Origin of the sequence: Leucobacter celer subsp. astrifaciens (assembly GCF_001273835.1) — a bacterium.
In the GTDB taxonomy this organism is placed as follows: Bacteria; Actinomycetota; Actinomycetes; order Actinomycetales; family Microbacteriaceae; genus Leucobacter; species Leucobacter celer.
In genome coordinates this window covers 40,667-54,276 of the sequence record NZ_JHEI01000132.1, presented here as the reverse complement: position 1 = coordinate 54,276, position 13,610 = coordinate 40,667, and the positions used below count along the sequence as shown (strand labels likewise).

The window sequence follows — 13,610 nt, the reverse complement described above, 5'->3', positions numbered from 1 at the left end:
AGATCGCGCGGGCTCAGATCTCGTCGACGGACGAGGTCTCGAAGCGCGTGGACAGGTTGATGCCGAGCTCTTCCGCGGTGCGGTGCGCCTCGTCGTCGTTGTCGCGCAGGTTGACGACGGATCCGTCGGCTCCCAGCACCTCGACGTTCAGGCAGAGCGACTGCATCTCCTTCATGAGCACGCGGAACGACTCCGGCACGCCCGGCTCCGGGATGTTCTCGCCGCGGACGATCGCCTCGTACACCTTGACGCGGCCGAGGATGTCGTCGGACTTGACGGTCAGCAGCTCCTGCAGCGCGTATGCGGCGCCGTAGGCCTCGAGCGCCCACACCTCCATCTCACCGAAGCGCTGGCCGCCGAACTGGGCCTTACCGCCGAGCGGCTGCTGGGTGATCATCGAGTACGGGCCGGTCGAGCGCGCGTGGATCTTGTCGTCGACCAGGTGGTGCAGCTTGAGGATGTACATGTAGCCGACCGAGATCGGGTACGGGTACGGCTCGCCCGAGCGACCATCGAAGAGGCGGGTCTTGCCGCTGGAGTCGATGAGCCGGTCGCCGTCGCGCGTGACCAGCGTGGAATCGAGCAGACCGGCGATCTCCGCCTCGGTCGCGCCGTCGAACACCGGGGTCGCGACCTTGGTGTTCGGGGCGGCCTCGAGCGCCTCGGCCTTCAGGTTGGCGGCCCACTCGGGGCTGCCGTCGATCTTCCAGCCCTGCTTGGCGATCCAGCCGAGGTGAACCTCGAGCACCTGGCCGAAGTTCATGCGACCGGGGATGCCGAGCGGGTTGAGGATCACGTCGACCGGCGTGCCGTCGGCGAGGAACGGCATGTCCTCGACGGGCAGGATCTTCGAGATGACGCCCTTGTTGCCGTGGCGGCCGGCGAGCTTGTCGCCCTCGGTGATCTTGCGCTTCTGGGCGATGTAGACGACCACACGCTGGTTGACGCCCGAGCCCAGCTCGTCGTCGTTGTCGTTCTCGGCGTCGAACACCTTGACCGCGGTGACCGTGCCTGAGACGCCGTGCGGCACCTTCAGCGAGGTATCGCGCACCTCGCGGCTCTTCTCGTTGAAGATCGCGCGGAGCAGGCGCTCCTCGGCCGAGAGCTCGGTCTCGCCCTTCGGCGTGACCTTGCCGACGAGGATGTCGCCTTGCTTGACCTCTGCACCGATGCGGATGATGCCGCGCTCGTCGAGGTCCTTCAGCGCCTCCATGCTGGCGTTGGGGAGATCGCGGGTGATCTCCTCCTTGCCGAGCTTGGTGTCGCGGGCATCGATGTCGTACTCCTCGATGTGGATCGAGGAGAGGGTGTCGTCCTTCACCAGGTTCTGGCTGAGGATGATCGCGTCCTCGAAGTTGTGACCCTCCCACGACATGAACGCGACCAGCAGGTTCTTGCCGAGCGCGAGCTCACCGTTCTCGGTGGCGGGGCCGTCGGCGATGACCTCGCCGGCCTCGATGCGCTCGCCGGCCTTCACGATGACGCGGTGGTTGTAGTTCGTGCCCTGGTTCGAGCGGTCGAACTTGCGCATGAAGTAGGTCTTCGACCCGCCCTCGTCGTGCTGCACGGTGACGAAGTCGGCCGAGACGTCGGAGATCACACCCGACTTCAGGGCGGTGACCACATCGCCGGCGTCGACGGCCGCGTAGCCCTCCATGCCGGTGCCGACGACCGGCGACTCGCTCATGACGAGCGGCACGGCCTGGCGCTGCATGTTGGCGCCCATGAGCGCGCGGTTCGCATCGTCGTGCTCGAGGAACGGGATGAGCGAGGTCGCCACCGAGACCATCTGGCGGGGCGAGACGTCCATGTACTGCACGCGCTCGGAATCGACCAGCACCACCTCGGAGCCGCGGGGGCGCGCGAGCACCTGCTTCTCGGCGAAGTGGCCGTCAGCGGTGAGCGGTGCGCCGGCCTGCGCGATGAGGTACTCGTCCTCCTCGTGCGCGGTCAGGTAATCGACCTGATCGGTGACCTTGCCGTCGACGATGCGGCGGTACGGGGTCTCGATGAAGCCGAAGGCGTTGATGCGCGCGAAGGTCGCGAGGGCGCCGATCAGGCCGATGTTCGGGCCTTCAGGGGTCTCGATCGGGCACATGCGGCCGTAGTGCGAGGGGTGCACGTCGCGCACCTCGACGCCCGCGCGGTCGCGCGAGAGGCCGCCGGGGCCCAGCGCCGAGAGGCGGCGCTTGTTGGTCAGGCCCGCGAGCGGGTTGTTCTGATCCATGAACTGCGACAGCTGCGAGGTGCCGAAGAACTCCTTGATCGCCGCCAGCACGGGACGGGTGTTGATCAGGGTGTTCGGGGTGATCGCCTCGATGTCCTGCGTGGTCATGCGCTCGCGCACCACGCGCTCCATGCGGCTGAGGCCGGTGCGCACCTGGTTCTGGATGAGCTCGCCCACCGCGCGGATGCGGCGGTTGCCGAAGTGATCGATGTCGTCGGTGTCGAGGCGGAGCTCGATCTCCTTGCCGTCGCGCACGCCGGGAAGCGTCTCGGTGCCCGCGTGCAGGCCGACGAGGTACTTGATGGTCGCGACGATGTCCTCGAGCGACAGCACCGAGTCGGTGATGGCGGCGTCGAGACCGAGCTTGCGGTTGATCTTGTACCGGCCGACCTTCGCGAGGTCGTAGCGCTTGGGGTTGAAGTAGCTGTTGTCGAGCAGAGCGCGCGCGGCCTCGATGGCCACCTGCTCGCCCGGACGCTGCTTGCGGTAGATGTCCTTGAGGGCCTCCTCCTGCGTGAGGATGGCGTCCTTCTCGAGGGTGAGCGCGATCGACTCGTAGCCGGCGAACTCCTCGAGGATCTCCTCGCTCGTCATGCCGAGCGCCTTCAGGAACACCGTGACCGACTGCTTGCGCTTGCGGTCGATGCGCACGCCGACCTGGTCGCGCTTGTCGACCTCGAACTCGAGCCATGCGCCGCGGCTCGGGATCACGCGCGCGGTGAAGACGTCCTTATCGCTCGTCTTCTCCTGAGCGCGCTCGAAGTACACGCCGGGGCTGCGCACGAGCTGCGACACGATGACGCGCTCGGTGCCGTTGATGATGAAGGTGCCCTTGTCGGTCATGATGGGGAAATCGCCCATGTAGACCGTCTGGCTCTTCAGCACCTGGGTCTCGGTGTTGTAGAACGCCGCCTCGACGTAGAGCGGGGCGGCGTAGGTCTTGCCGCGCTCCTTGCACTCCTCGATGGTGAACTTCTGCTCGTCGAGGATCGGGTTCTCGAACGACAGCTGCATGGTGCCGGCGTTGTCCTCGATCGGCGAGATCTCGTCGAAGATCTCCTCGAGGCCGCTCTTCAGCGCGATGTCGTCGCGCCCCTCGGCCTGAGCCTCTATGACGCGTTCCTTCCACGCGTCATTGCCGACGAGCCAGTCGAAGCTCTCGAGCTGCAGTGCCAGCAGATTGGGCACCGACAGCGTGTCGGAAATCTTGGCGAAGGAGAGTCGCGAGTGGTTGCGACCGTTCTTCGGTTGGGTGGTTGACGATGCGTTGCGCGCAGCAGCCAAGGAAACTACCTCCGTGGGCCCCGTCGGGCCGGTTGACCTGGTCTTGCGAGAATTGCATCGGATCACGCGAGCGAGGCTCATCTGCGCTTTCGCGCCAGCTCCCGGGGCCTACCGCTATATGAAGGCATACTGGTGTCCGTAGTGCAACTATCAACTGTAACACCATCGTTATCAGCTGTCCAGCCCGCATCAGGATCGTCAACCGCTCCCAGCCTATTCCCTGCTCCCGTTATTCGCGAACCGGGCGACCGGGCGACCCGGTCTGCTCATATCCAGCGGCCGCCGCTAGCGTAGGAGCCATGTCGAAGTCACCACCGGCGACCGGGTCCCCGACGCGCCTGCGCAGGGCAGTGCCGTGGGCCGCGCTCGGGCTCGTCGCAGTGCTCGCCCTCGGCGCGTACCTGCGCCTGGTATCGTACGGGCCGCTCGGCATCGACGAGTGGTGGCACGGGATCGCCGGGACGGCTCGCGGCTCCGCGGGCTACGCCGTCGCCGCATTCCTGGCGGAGGCGGGAGGCGGCATCGGCGCCGCGGCGTGCACCGCGATCGCCGCCGCCCTGCTGCTCGCGGTGCGCCGGCCGCGCGACGCCGTCGCCGTGGCGACGACGATGCTGCTCGGCGTGTTCGCCTCCGAGATCATCAAGGCGCTCGTGCTGCGGCCGCGCCCCTGGGACCAGCTCTACGCCGCTCACGGCGGCTCGTATCCCTCCGGCCACTCGATGGGCGCGGCCGCCCTGGCCGTGTCGCTCGTGCTGGTCGTCGCGGGCTTCCGCACGCTCCCCCGCGCGGCCACGAGATGGGCTGCCATCGCGGCGGCCTGCTGGGTCCTGCTCATGATGTGGAGCCGCACGGCGCTGCACGTGCACTGGTTGAGCGACACGCTCGCCGGAGCGCTGCTGGGGCTCTGCGTCGCCATCATCGTGCGCCGGATCTGGTTCGGCCCGGCACGCCGGCCGGACGTGTCGCCCCGCTGACACCCATGGCCGCAGCGGCCGAACTCCACGAAGACGATCGCGTCGAGTCCGCGCCCACCGCCCCCGCAGCACCGCCGATGGTGATGGAATGGGGGGATGCAGACCACCGTTCCCAGGATGGACGAGCGCGAGGCGAAGGCCTGGCTCGGCCTCATCACCGTGCTCCAGCTCCTGCCCAACGCCCTCAACGCCCAGTTGCTGCGCGACTCCGGCGTGACGCACTTCGAGTTCTCCGTGCTGTCGACCCTGTACACGGCGTCAGAACCCGTCATGGGCATGACGGAGCTGGCGCGGAGCACCGACTCCACCCTCCCCCGACTCTCGCACGTGTGCTCGCGGCTCGAGCAGCGCGGATTCATCGAGCGGACGCCCCGCCCCACCGATCGGAGGGCGACGGACGTACGGCTGGTCACGAAGGGCCGCCAGAAGCTCATCCATGCCATCCCGGGACACATCGAACTGGTGCGCAGCCTCGTCATCGACGCGCTCTCCCCGGATCAGATCGACGCGCTGGCCGGCATCACGGCTGCGATCGAGCCGCGCCTCACCGCCGACGCGGCGCAGCGCGGCGCCGATCCCGCATCGACTCGGCAGCGGGCCGATGACTGACGGCTGACACGCCTCCGGTCGAGCGCTTTCCCAGCCTCGCCCCGAATGATTGTTGCAACAAGTTATTCGGGATCGAGCGGGAGAATCCATGACGAAGACACCTGGCCGGAAGCAGTCGCTCAAGGAGCAGCGAAAGGCGCAGCGCGCCGAGAAGGTCGCCGCGTACCAGCGCGAGCAGGCCGCGCACAGACGGAATCGGCGGATCGGGATCGCGAGCGCGATCGTCGGCGGAGCCGCCGTGCTCGGCCTGATCACGACCTTCGTCGTCACCGGCGCGCGCTCCGAACGGCCGCAGGACATCACGATCCCGGGACTGCAGGAGTTCCCGGGCATCACCGCGAACCACATCGATCCCAACCCCGTCGACTACGAGGCCCAGTACGGCATGAATCCGCCCGCGGGTGGCGACCACTCCCAGTTCTGGCTGAACTGCGGCGTCTACGAGGAGCCGCAGCCCGACGAGAACGCGGTCCACTCGCTCGAGCACGGGGCCGTCTGGGTGACCTACGACCCCGAGTCCACCACCGAGGCGGAGGTCGACGCGCTCCGCAACGCCATTCCGAACACCTACACGATCCTCTCGCCCTATCCGGGCCTGCCGTCGCCGATCGTCGCCTCGGCGTGGGGCGCTCAGATCGCGTTGGACGGCGCGGACGACGAGCGGCTCGGCCGGTTCATCGACAAGTACTGGAAGTCCCCCTCCGCACCCGAGCCGGGTGCGTCCTGCGCGGGCGCACTCGAAGGATCCGGGCGTGTCGCATAGCCGACGGCACCCGGGCCTGACCGCCCTCGTCGCGACCACCATCGCGCTGCTGCTCGTCGCGGTGTCGCTCATCGTCGGCCGGGTCACCGCACCCGTCGACGCGGCTCCGGGCACCCGCAGCGCGGAGGCCGGCTTCGCCCGCGACATGCAGATGCACCACGACCAGGCGGTGGAGATGTCGATGATCGTGCGGGATCGCACGGATGACGAGGAGATCCGGCTGCTCGCCTACGACATCGCCACCGCGCAAGCCCGGCAGAGCGGACAGATGTTCGGCTGGCTCGCGGTCTGGGGCCTCCCGCAGGCATCGCCCGAGCCCCCGATGACCTGGATGCACCGCCCTGCAGCGGCGCAGGCGAACGGGCACGAGCACGGGAGCGGGGAGCCCGCCGCCGCTCCGGCCGAGATCCCGAGCACCATGCCCGGCATGGCGACCCGGGAGCAGCTCGATGAACTGCGCTCGGCCTCCGGAGTGGAGGCCGAGCGCCGTTTCCTCGAGCTGATGATCGCGCACCACGCCGGCGGCGTGGACATGGCCGAGGCCGTGCTGGATCGCAGCTCGACCCGGTCGGTGGACGATCTCGCCCGCAGCGTCATCACTTCCCAGGAGAGCGAGATCCGGCTCATGGAGCGCCTGCTCTCGGAGCGGCGAGGCACCGCGCCGGAGGGGCGCACCGACCCGTGATCGGGCTCGATTGCGCCCCGCCCCTGCGGCGCGACCTCAGCGCTCGCCCGCGAGCAGCTCCTCCGCCGTCTCGGCGGGCAGCGACAGCGTGACCTGAGTCCCCCAGGGATCGTCGACGACGATCGAGCGACCCGTATCGGCGAACGCGATTCCGCGGCCGCGCAGCCGCGCGGCGAGCGCGTCGAGGTCCTCACGGGCGGGCAGCGCGATCGCCACGTCGCCGAGCCCGAGGCGCGCGGCCCGCGGACCGGCGCCCCGGCTGTTCCAGGTGTTCATCGCGACGTGGTGGTGATATCCGCCCGCCGAGGCGAAGAGCGCCCCCGGGTACCCGGCCACCGTCGCCTCGAAACCGAGCGCCCCGACGTAGAAGTCGCGAGCGTGGGCGACGTCCCCCACCTGCAGGTGGACGTGGCCGACACTCGCTGACTGCCGCTCCGCGTTCGCCAGCACGGCCTCGTCGAGGTGCGCGGCGAGATAGGCGTTGGGATCGAGATACCGCGTGTCCATCTGCAGCTCACCGTTCTCGTAGCTCCAGGCCTCGCGGGGGCGGTCGACGTAGAGCTCGATCCCGTTGCCCTCGGGGTCGGTGAAGTAGAACGCCTCGCTGACGAGGTGATCGCTCGAACCGCTGAATCTGCTGCGCGGGTCCTGCGCGGCGCGGTAGACCGTCGCCGCCAGACTCGCGGCGTCGTCGAAGAGGAACGCCGTGTGGAACAGCCCGGCGTCGCGCGGATTGACCTCGGGCAGGTCCGGCGTGTGGACGAGCCGGACCATCGGGGTGGTTCCCCGACCGAGCACTCGATGCACCTCACGGCCGATCGGACGCTCCTCGATCGGCACGAGCGCGAGCGCGTTCTCGTAGTAGGAGCTCATCGTTCCGAGATCCCCGACGCGGAGGCTGACCGCGTCCATGACGAGGCCGGCGGAGAGCGTGCGGTCGGAGACCGGTGCGGTATCTGAGGACATGTCCGTGCCTTTCAGGGTGATTGTATGGGGGGGGTGCGAGCGATCCGGCGCGCTCAGTCGTTGACCGCGAAACCGCCGGTCCAGGAGATCTTCTCACTCGCCGCCAGGGTGAGCTGCAGGAAGCCGACGGCCTCGAGCTCGTGCGCGCGCTTGAGCGATCCCGCATCGATCGCGCGGAGTCCGCCCGCCGCGACCCCGGCGATCAGCGCCGCCTTGGCCTCGGCGTCATCGCCCGCGAGGAGCACGGTCGTCGCGCTCTCGCCGACTCGGCCGGAGGCGAGGGTCGCCGCGAAGTTGGTGTTGAAGGCCTTGAGCACGCGCGCACCGGGGAGCGCGCGCTGGATCTCGGCCGCGGCGGAGCCGCCGGCGGGCACGACGAGCTCGTCGAAGGTCTCGAAGTTCAGCGGATTCGTGATGTCCACCACGACCCTGCCCTCGAGCTGATCGGCGTACGCGCCGAGGATCTCGGCGACCGCGGGATACGGGACCGCGAGCACGACCACGTCCCCGGTCACGGTCGCGCCGGCTCCCTGCTCATGCGAGATGTGCTCGACGGATGCACCGCCCGCGGCGAGCACACCCCCGATAGCCCCCGCCATGTTGCCGGTGCCGAAGATCGTGTATGCGGTCATGTTCCTGGTCTCCTCATCTGATTCGCCCCACCCGGAGGGTGCGAGCACCTCCGACGACAGGTCCCCCAGAGTCATCCTGCGCGGGTTCACGAGTCGCAGCGTCCATGTCATAGGTTCTGCGGCGGAGCCTGTGCTGAGCGAGCTTGCGAGTCGCAGTGCTCGGAATGACGGAGATCCATCGCCGACGGCTGTTGCTTGTAGGTACAACTAAATAATAGACACACTTTACTTGCGAATGCAACTAAATTGCTAGAATGGCGGTATGACCGCCCATCTCTCCCGCCCTGAACGTGTCGCCGTTGCGCGATTGCACGCTCTCCTCGAGCTGCTGCCGGCGGCCCTCGACAAGCGGCTCGGGCCCATCGGGATCACCGCCTTCGAGTACACCCTGCTCGAGAGGCTCGCCGAGAGCGACGGGCACCGCCTGCGGCTGAGCGCGCTCGCGGCCAAGACCAACGCCTCGCTCCCCCGCATCTCGCGCGTCGCCTCGTCGCTCGAGCGCCGCGGCCTGATCGAGCGCGCGCCCTGCGAGAAGGACGGGCGCGCCACGAACGCCGTGCTCACCGCGCGCGGCGCCGAGACCCACGAGCTCTCGCACGATCTCTACGCGGCGGCCGTGCGCGAGCTGATCCTCGACGGCCTCGCGACGCTCCCCGGAGACGGCGTGTCCGGCCTCGCCGATCTCGCCTACGCCGTACTCGGCAGCCTCGATCCCGAGCGTCGCGGCGGCGCATGGGACGTCGCACCCGACGAATCCTCGGGACCGCCCGGCTCGTGCGCGGCGGATCCGGAACCGCTGCCTGCATCGGACCCGGAGGCCGTCGACTGCGCAGCCGATCCCGCGCCCCCGGCCGATCGCGCCTGCCCGGCCGATCCGGATCGCGCCTCCCGTGCGCCGTCCGATGGCGTAGAGTCGGATGCCATGGAATCCGAGGGAACGAACACCGCGCCAGCGACGGCGGACGCGGCAACCGGAACGATCATCTTCGGCGCCGACTGGTGCGGCGACTGCCGCCGGGCCAAGCTCGTCTTCGATCGCGCGGGAGCGCCCTACACCTACATCGACCTCGTCCAGGATCCCGCTGCGGCCGACGTGGCGCACGACATCAGCGGCCGCACCAACATCCCGGTGATCCTGTACCCGGATCGCAGCCACCAGGTCGAGCCGTCCAACGCCGACATGCTGCGCAAGATCGAGGAGCTCCGGCTCGTCCCCGGGGCGGAGTCGCCGGCGTGATCCTGCCCGACCCGATCACCCTGAGCTCGGGCCTCACCGCCGAGATCGAGGAGGATCGCTGGGTCCCGGGAGCGGTGCAGCTCGTCGTCGACGGCACACCGCAGTCCCACGTCAACCTGCGCGACCCCTCCGAACTGTTCTTCGAGTACATCCGGCGCATCGGGCACGTCATCGACCTGTTCCGGCAGCCCTGGCAGCCGATCTCGGCGCTCCACCTCGGCGGCGGCGCGTTCACCCTGCCGCGCTACATCGAGACCACCCGCCCGGGCAGCCGGCAGCAGGTCGTCGAGCTCGAGGGCGGACTGGTCGATCTCGTGCGCGAAGCGGCTCCCCTGCCGAAGCGCGCGAGCATCCGGGTGCGGCGCGGCGACGCGCGCGAAGTGCTGGCGCGGCTTCCCGAGGGCATGCGCGGCGCGATGGACCTCGTGGTCGTCGACATCTTCGCGGGGGCCCGCACCCCGGCGCACGTGTCGAGCGTGGAGTTCTACGAACTGGTGCGACCGCTGCTCGCCCCCGACGGCGTGGTCGTCGTCAACGCCGCCGACGGCCAGGGGCTGCCGTTCGTCCGCGGGCAGGCGGCCACGCTCGCGAGCCTGTTCCCGGAGGTGGCCGCGATCGCGGAGCCCCAGGTGCTCAAGGGGCGCCGATTCGGCAACGTGGTGTTCGTGGCATCGGCCGATCGACACGGCTCCCTCGACTGGCTGCCGCGTCTGCTCGCGGGCGGGCCGCACCCGGCGCGCATGCTCGCGGGGCGCGAGTTCGAGGAGCTGCTGCGCGGCGCGAAGCCCGTCACCGATGCGAGTGCCGTGGACTCGCCCGCCCCCGCGCGCGAACTGTTCGAGCGTGGCTGAGCTCGCGCGCGTGCGCGTCTGGGCGGAGGCCCTCATCCGGCTGCACCTCGATCCGGCCGAGTGGAGCTTCGGTTTCGACCACGCCAAGCGCCGCGCCGGGCTCTGCAACTACACCGAGCGCCGCATCACCGTGTCCCGCTACCTGGCCGAGAAGTTCGACGACGACGAGATCCACCAGGTGCTGCTGCACGAGGTCGCCCACGCCCTGGCCGGCGCATCAGCCGGGCACGGGCCGCGCTGGAAGCGGATCGCCACCGAGATCGGCTACGTCGGGGGTCGCACCCACGACGGGGATATCGCCCACGAACGCGCGCCCTGGATCGGCTCGTGCCCCGCGGGACACGAGCACTACCGCTTCCGCCGCCCGACCCGCATCACGTCGTGCGGACGGTGCGCGCGCGGCTTCTCAGATGCCCACGTCATCGAGTGGCGCAGACGCGCCGGATCCTAGCAGGCGGCCCACGGATCGCACGGCGAAAGCCGTGCGCGGCGCCCCGCGCTCAGCAGCCGAGCGTCGACAGCGCCTGCCGCAGCAGGGCCCCGCGACCGCCCGGCAGCTCGTCGAGGGTGTCGGGCGCGAGCGCCTCCTCGGGCGACATCCAGCTCACCTCGAGCGCGTCCTGACGGGGATTGCAGGTACCCGTGACGGGGACGACGTAGACGAGCGAGACGGCGTGCTGCCGCTCGTCGACGTAGGGCGAGATCCCGGGCATCGGAAAGTACTCGGCGATCTGCGCCGGCACCAGCACGGCCGGCATCTGCGGGAACGCCATGGGTCCGAGATCGTTCTCGAGGTGCCGGAACAGCGCTTCGCGCAGGGTCTCCCCGTAGCGCACGCGCCCCGAGACGAGCGCACGCGTCATCACGCCCTCCGGGGTGCTGCGCAGCAGCAGCCCGACCTCGGTGACCTGCCCCAGGCCGTCCAGGCGCACCGGCACCGCCTCGACGTACACGACCGGCAGGCGGCCGCGCACGAAGCGCAGCTCGTCGTCGCTCAGCCAGCCGGGATTCCCGGCGGGAGCGGGGCGATCCTCTGGCCCATCGGGATCCGGCAGTTCGGCCGTGTCGATGCTCATGCAGCCATTCTTGCACCCGCCGAGCCGGTCGGCCCGCGACCACCCGTCATTCACCGCGGGGCGCGCCGGACGGCGAGTCTCGGATGGCTGTTTCGCGCGCCGCGAAGCAGCCATCCGAGACTCCGCGTTTCTATCGCTGACTCGCAGCCCCGGCCCAAGACGCGGCCGCACCCGGTGGGTAGGCTGGCAGCATGAACGCGAGCATCGATCCCACCACTCGCCGCGTCGCACTCGTGCAGATCGCGAGCCCCGCGGACGAATCGCGCGAGGCCCGCATCGAGCGGGTCGATCAACTGCTGCGCCGGTATCCGGGCGTCGACCTCTTCGTGCTCCCCGAGCTGTGGAGCGCGGGCTACTTCTCCTTCGACCACTACGACGAGCTGGCCGAGACCCTCGACGGACCCACGGTCGCCATGGGGCGCCGCGTGGCGCGGGATCTCGGGGCGTCGATCCACCTGGGCAGCATCATCGAGCGCGGGAGCGACGGCGCACTGCACAACACGGCCGTACTGATCGACGAGACGGGCAGGATCGCGCAGACCTACCGCAAGATCCACGTCTTCGGCTACCAGTCGCTCGAATCGGAACTGCTCACTCCGGGCTCCTCGCTCAGCGTCGTGCCCGGACCGCTCGGCCTCACCGCGGGCACCACCTGCTACGACCTGCGCTTCCCCGGCCTGTGGCAGGAGCTGAGCGCGCGCGGAGCCGAGGCCGTCATCGTGCCCGCGGCGTGGCCCGCCGCGCGGCGCGAGCACTGGTGCCTGCTCACCCAGGCGCGCGCCGTCGAGCACCAGCTGTGGGTGCTGGCCTGCAACGCCTGCGGCAGCCAGGGCGAGGCCGACGCACCCGTGCAGCTGGGCGGGTTCAGCCGGGTCGTGGACCCGTCGGGCCGCGTGGTGGCGGAGTGCGGCGACGGCGAGGAGGTGCTCGTGGTGGACCTCGATCCGGGCCGCGTCGCCGAGGTGCGCACGGAGTTCCCCGTGATCGCCGACCGGCTCAGCACCGGGGACTATGCGGCGCTCTCCACCGATGTCGGAGCCGAGACGGACTGAACTACCGCTCCACGATCGTCACTTCGGGGCCGAGGATCGCGGCCGACGCCTCGATCTGCTGCTCGGGTGTCACGCCGAAGCGCGTGCGCTGCAGCAGCTCGGCCGAGTCGGCGAGCGGGGTGATGGAGAGGCTGTGCCGCGCCAGCAGGTCTCCCGCGGCCTCCTCCTCGGCGCTCCAGTCGTAGTGCATGTAAGTGAGGATCGCCGTGGGGTTCTCCACGCGCACCTCACCCGCCTCACCGCGCACGAGTGCGAAGCCGGCGATGACCCCCGTGCGCTGGGCGAGCGCCAGCTGCGTGCTGAGCATGTTGCCGATCGAGTACCACACCAGCGTTCGGCCGCCGTCTGCCCGGTCGAGCCAGGCGACGGGCTGCAGCACGTGCGGCCCCGTGCCGATGATCACGTCGGCGCCGAGGTCGGCGACCCGCTGCGCGAAGGCCTGCTGCTGACCGTTGACGTCGTGCGAGTCCTCGGTGCCCCAGTGCGCCGAGACGATCACCACGTCGGCCTGATCCCGTGCCTGCGCCATGAGATCGTTCACCAGGGCGTCGTCGCCCATCATGTTGAGCGTGACGCCGTCGATCGGCGCGTTCGAGTACTCGGCGAACGAGACGAGCGCGATCCGCACCCCGTCCTGCTCGAGCACGGTCACCGCGCGCTGCTCCTCGGCGCTGCGGTTGGCCCCGTCGACGACGGCGGGGGCCAGCCCGTCCCAGGCGGCGCGAGTGGCCGCTACCCCGGCTGCGCCCTTGTCGGCGGTGTGGTTCGTGGCGAGGTTGACGAGGTCGCATCCCGCAGCCCCCCGCAGGTCGCGGGCGAACTCCACCGGGGCGTTGAAGGTGGGGTAGCCGCTGATGCCGAACTCGACCCCGGCGCTCGGCACCTCCTGGTTGCAGAAGGTCACGTCGGCCGCGTCGAGCTGGGCGCGGATGCCGTCGAAGAAGGGGGCGTAGTCGTAGCCGCCGTCGCGCTCGGCGTTCGCGTTGACCGAGTCGTGCGGCAGCATGTCGCCCATCGCGATGACCCGCAGCGGCTGCGGCTCCTCGGGCTCGTCGGCTACCGGCTCCTCCTCGTCGCCGTCGTCCGCCGGGGGCGCCGGGCTCTGCGTCGCGGTCGGCGCGGGATCCGCGTCTCCGCCGCCCAGCAGCATCGCGGTCGCGACGCCGGCGCCCGCAAGCACGAGTGCGGCGACCACGATCGTGATGGTGAGCCTGGTCCTGCGGGAGAGCCATCGGCCGGTTTCGTCGGTCATGT

13 protein-coding genes are annotated in these 13,610 nt (G+C 69.9%); 8 read left to right on the top strand and 5 right to left on the bottom strand.

What is annotated here, in order from left to right:
* Positions 1-13: 13 nt before the first annotated feature.
* Complete coding sequence (gene rpoB, locus AMS65_RS01135) at positions 14-3,511, bottom strand: DNA-directed RNA polymerase subunit beta (RefSeq protein WP_053382344.1); 3,498 nt, start codon at positions 3,509-3,511, stop codon at positions 14-16.
* Positions 3,512-3,810: 299 nt separating this feature from the next.
* On the opposite strand from rpoB, the gene AMS65_RS01130 reads away from it, so the two are divergent.
* The 4 genes from AMS65_RS01130 to AMS65_RS01115 all read left to right on the top strand — a co-directional run bounded on the left by AMS65_RS01130 (position 3,811) and on the right by AMS65_RS01115 (position 6,542).
* Positions 3,811-4,485, top strand: a complete 675-nt coding sequence (locus AMS65_RS01130) for a phosphatase PAP2 family protein (protein WP_053382343.1) — start codon at positions 3,811-3,813, stop codon at positions 4,483-4,485.
* 96 nt (positions 4,486-4,581) lie between these two features.
* Positions 4,582-5,094 (top strand): MarR family winged helix-turn-helix transcriptional regulator, encoded by a 513-nt coding sequence (locus AMS65_RS01125; protein ID WP_075200779.1) that lies wholly within the window; start codon positions 4,582-4,584, stop codon positions 5,092-5,094.
* 88 nt (positions 5,095-5,182) lie between these two features.
* Positions 5,183-5,857 carry a DUF3105 domain-containing protein gene (locus tag AMS65_RS01120; protein WP_053382341.1) on the top strand — a complete coding sequence of 225 codons (675 nt, stop codon included), beginning with the start codon at positions 5,183-5,185 and terminating at the stop codon, positions 5,855-5,857.
* Positions 5,847-6,542, top strand: a complete 696-nt coding sequence (locus AMS65_RS01115) for a DUF305 domain-containing protein (RefSeq protein WP_053382340.1) — start codon at positions 5,847-5,849, stop codon at positions 6,540-6,542. Before AMS65_RS01120 ends, AMS65_RS01115 begins: the two co-directional genes overlap by 11 nt.
* A 36-nt stretch (positions 6,543-6,578) precedes the next feature.
* On the opposite strand, the gene AMS65_RS01110 is transcribed toward AMS65_RS01115, so the two are convergent.
* Positions 6,579-7,508 (bottom strand): VOC family protein, encoded by a 930-nt coding sequence (locus AMS65_RS01110; RefSeq protein ID WP_053382339.1) that lies wholly within the window; start codon positions 7,506-7,508, stop codon positions 6,579-6,581.
* A gap of 53 nt (positions 7,509-7,561) precedes the next feature.
* Positions 7,562-8,140, bottom strand: coding sequence for an NADPH-dependent F420 reductase (locus tag AMS65_RS01105; RefSeq protein ID WP_053382338.1), 579 nt, complete (start codon positions 8,138-8,140; stop codon positions 7,562-7,564).
* Positions 8,141-8,402: 262 nt separating this feature from the next.
* On the opposite strand from AMS65_RS01105, the gene AMS65_RS20500 reads away from it, so the two are divergent.
* Genes AMS65_RS20500 through AMS65_RS01085 form a run of 3 tightly spaced genes read left to right on the top strand, consistent with a single transcriptional unit; the run spans position 8,403 to position 10,679 of the window.
* Complete coding sequence (locus tag AMS65_RS20500) at positions 8,403-9,377, top strand: glutaredoxin domain-containing protein (RefSeq protein WP_306455215.1); 975 nt, start codon at positions 8,403-8,405, stop codon at positions 9,375-9,377.
* Complete coding sequence (locus tag AMS65_RS01090) at positions 9,374-10,228, top strand: spermidine synthase (RefSeq protein WP_394324712.1); 855 nt, start codon at positions 9,374-9,376, stop codon at positions 10,226-10,228. Before AMS65_RS20500 ends, AMS65_RS01090 begins: the two co-directional genes overlap by 4 nt.
* Positions 10,221-10,679 (top strand): SprT-like domain-containing protein, encoded by a 459-nt coding sequence (locus tag AMS65_RS01085; RefSeq protein ID WP_053382337.1) that lies wholly within the window; start codon positions 10,221-10,223, stop codon positions 10,677-10,679. The genes AMS65_RS01090 and AMS65_RS01085 overlap by 8 nt, the downstream gene beginning before the upstream one ends.
* Before the next feature lie 49 nt (positions 10,680-10,728).
* Here the strand turns inward: AMS65_RS01085 and AMS65_RS01080 are convergent, their stop codons facing one another.
* Complete coding sequence (locus AMS65_RS01080; RefSeq protein WP_053382336.1) at positions 10,729-11,304, bottom strand: NUDIX hydrolase family protein; 576 nt, start codon at positions 11,302-11,304, stop codon at positions 10,729-10,731.
* Positions 11,305-11,495: 191 nt separating this feature from the next.
* Here AMS65_RS01080 and AMS65_RS01075 point away from each other — a divergent pair, with 191 nt between their 5' ends.
* Positions 11,496-12,356 carry a carbon-nitrogen family hydrolase gene (locus tag AMS65_RS01075; protein WP_053382335.1) on the top strand — a complete coding sequence of 287 codons (861 nt, stop codon included), beginning with the start codon at positions 11,496-11,498 and terminating at the stop codon, positions 12,354-12,356.
* A 1-nt stretch (position 12,357) separates the two neighbouring features.
* Here the strand turns inward: AMS65_RS01075 and AMS65_RS01070 are convergent, their stop codons facing one another.
* Complete coding sequence (locus AMS65_RS01070) at positions 12,358-13,608, bottom strand: CapA family protein (protein ID WP_053382334.1); 1,251 nt, start codon at positions 13,606-13,608, stop codon at positions 12,358-12,360.
* Positions 13,609-13,610: the final 2 nt, after the last annotated feature.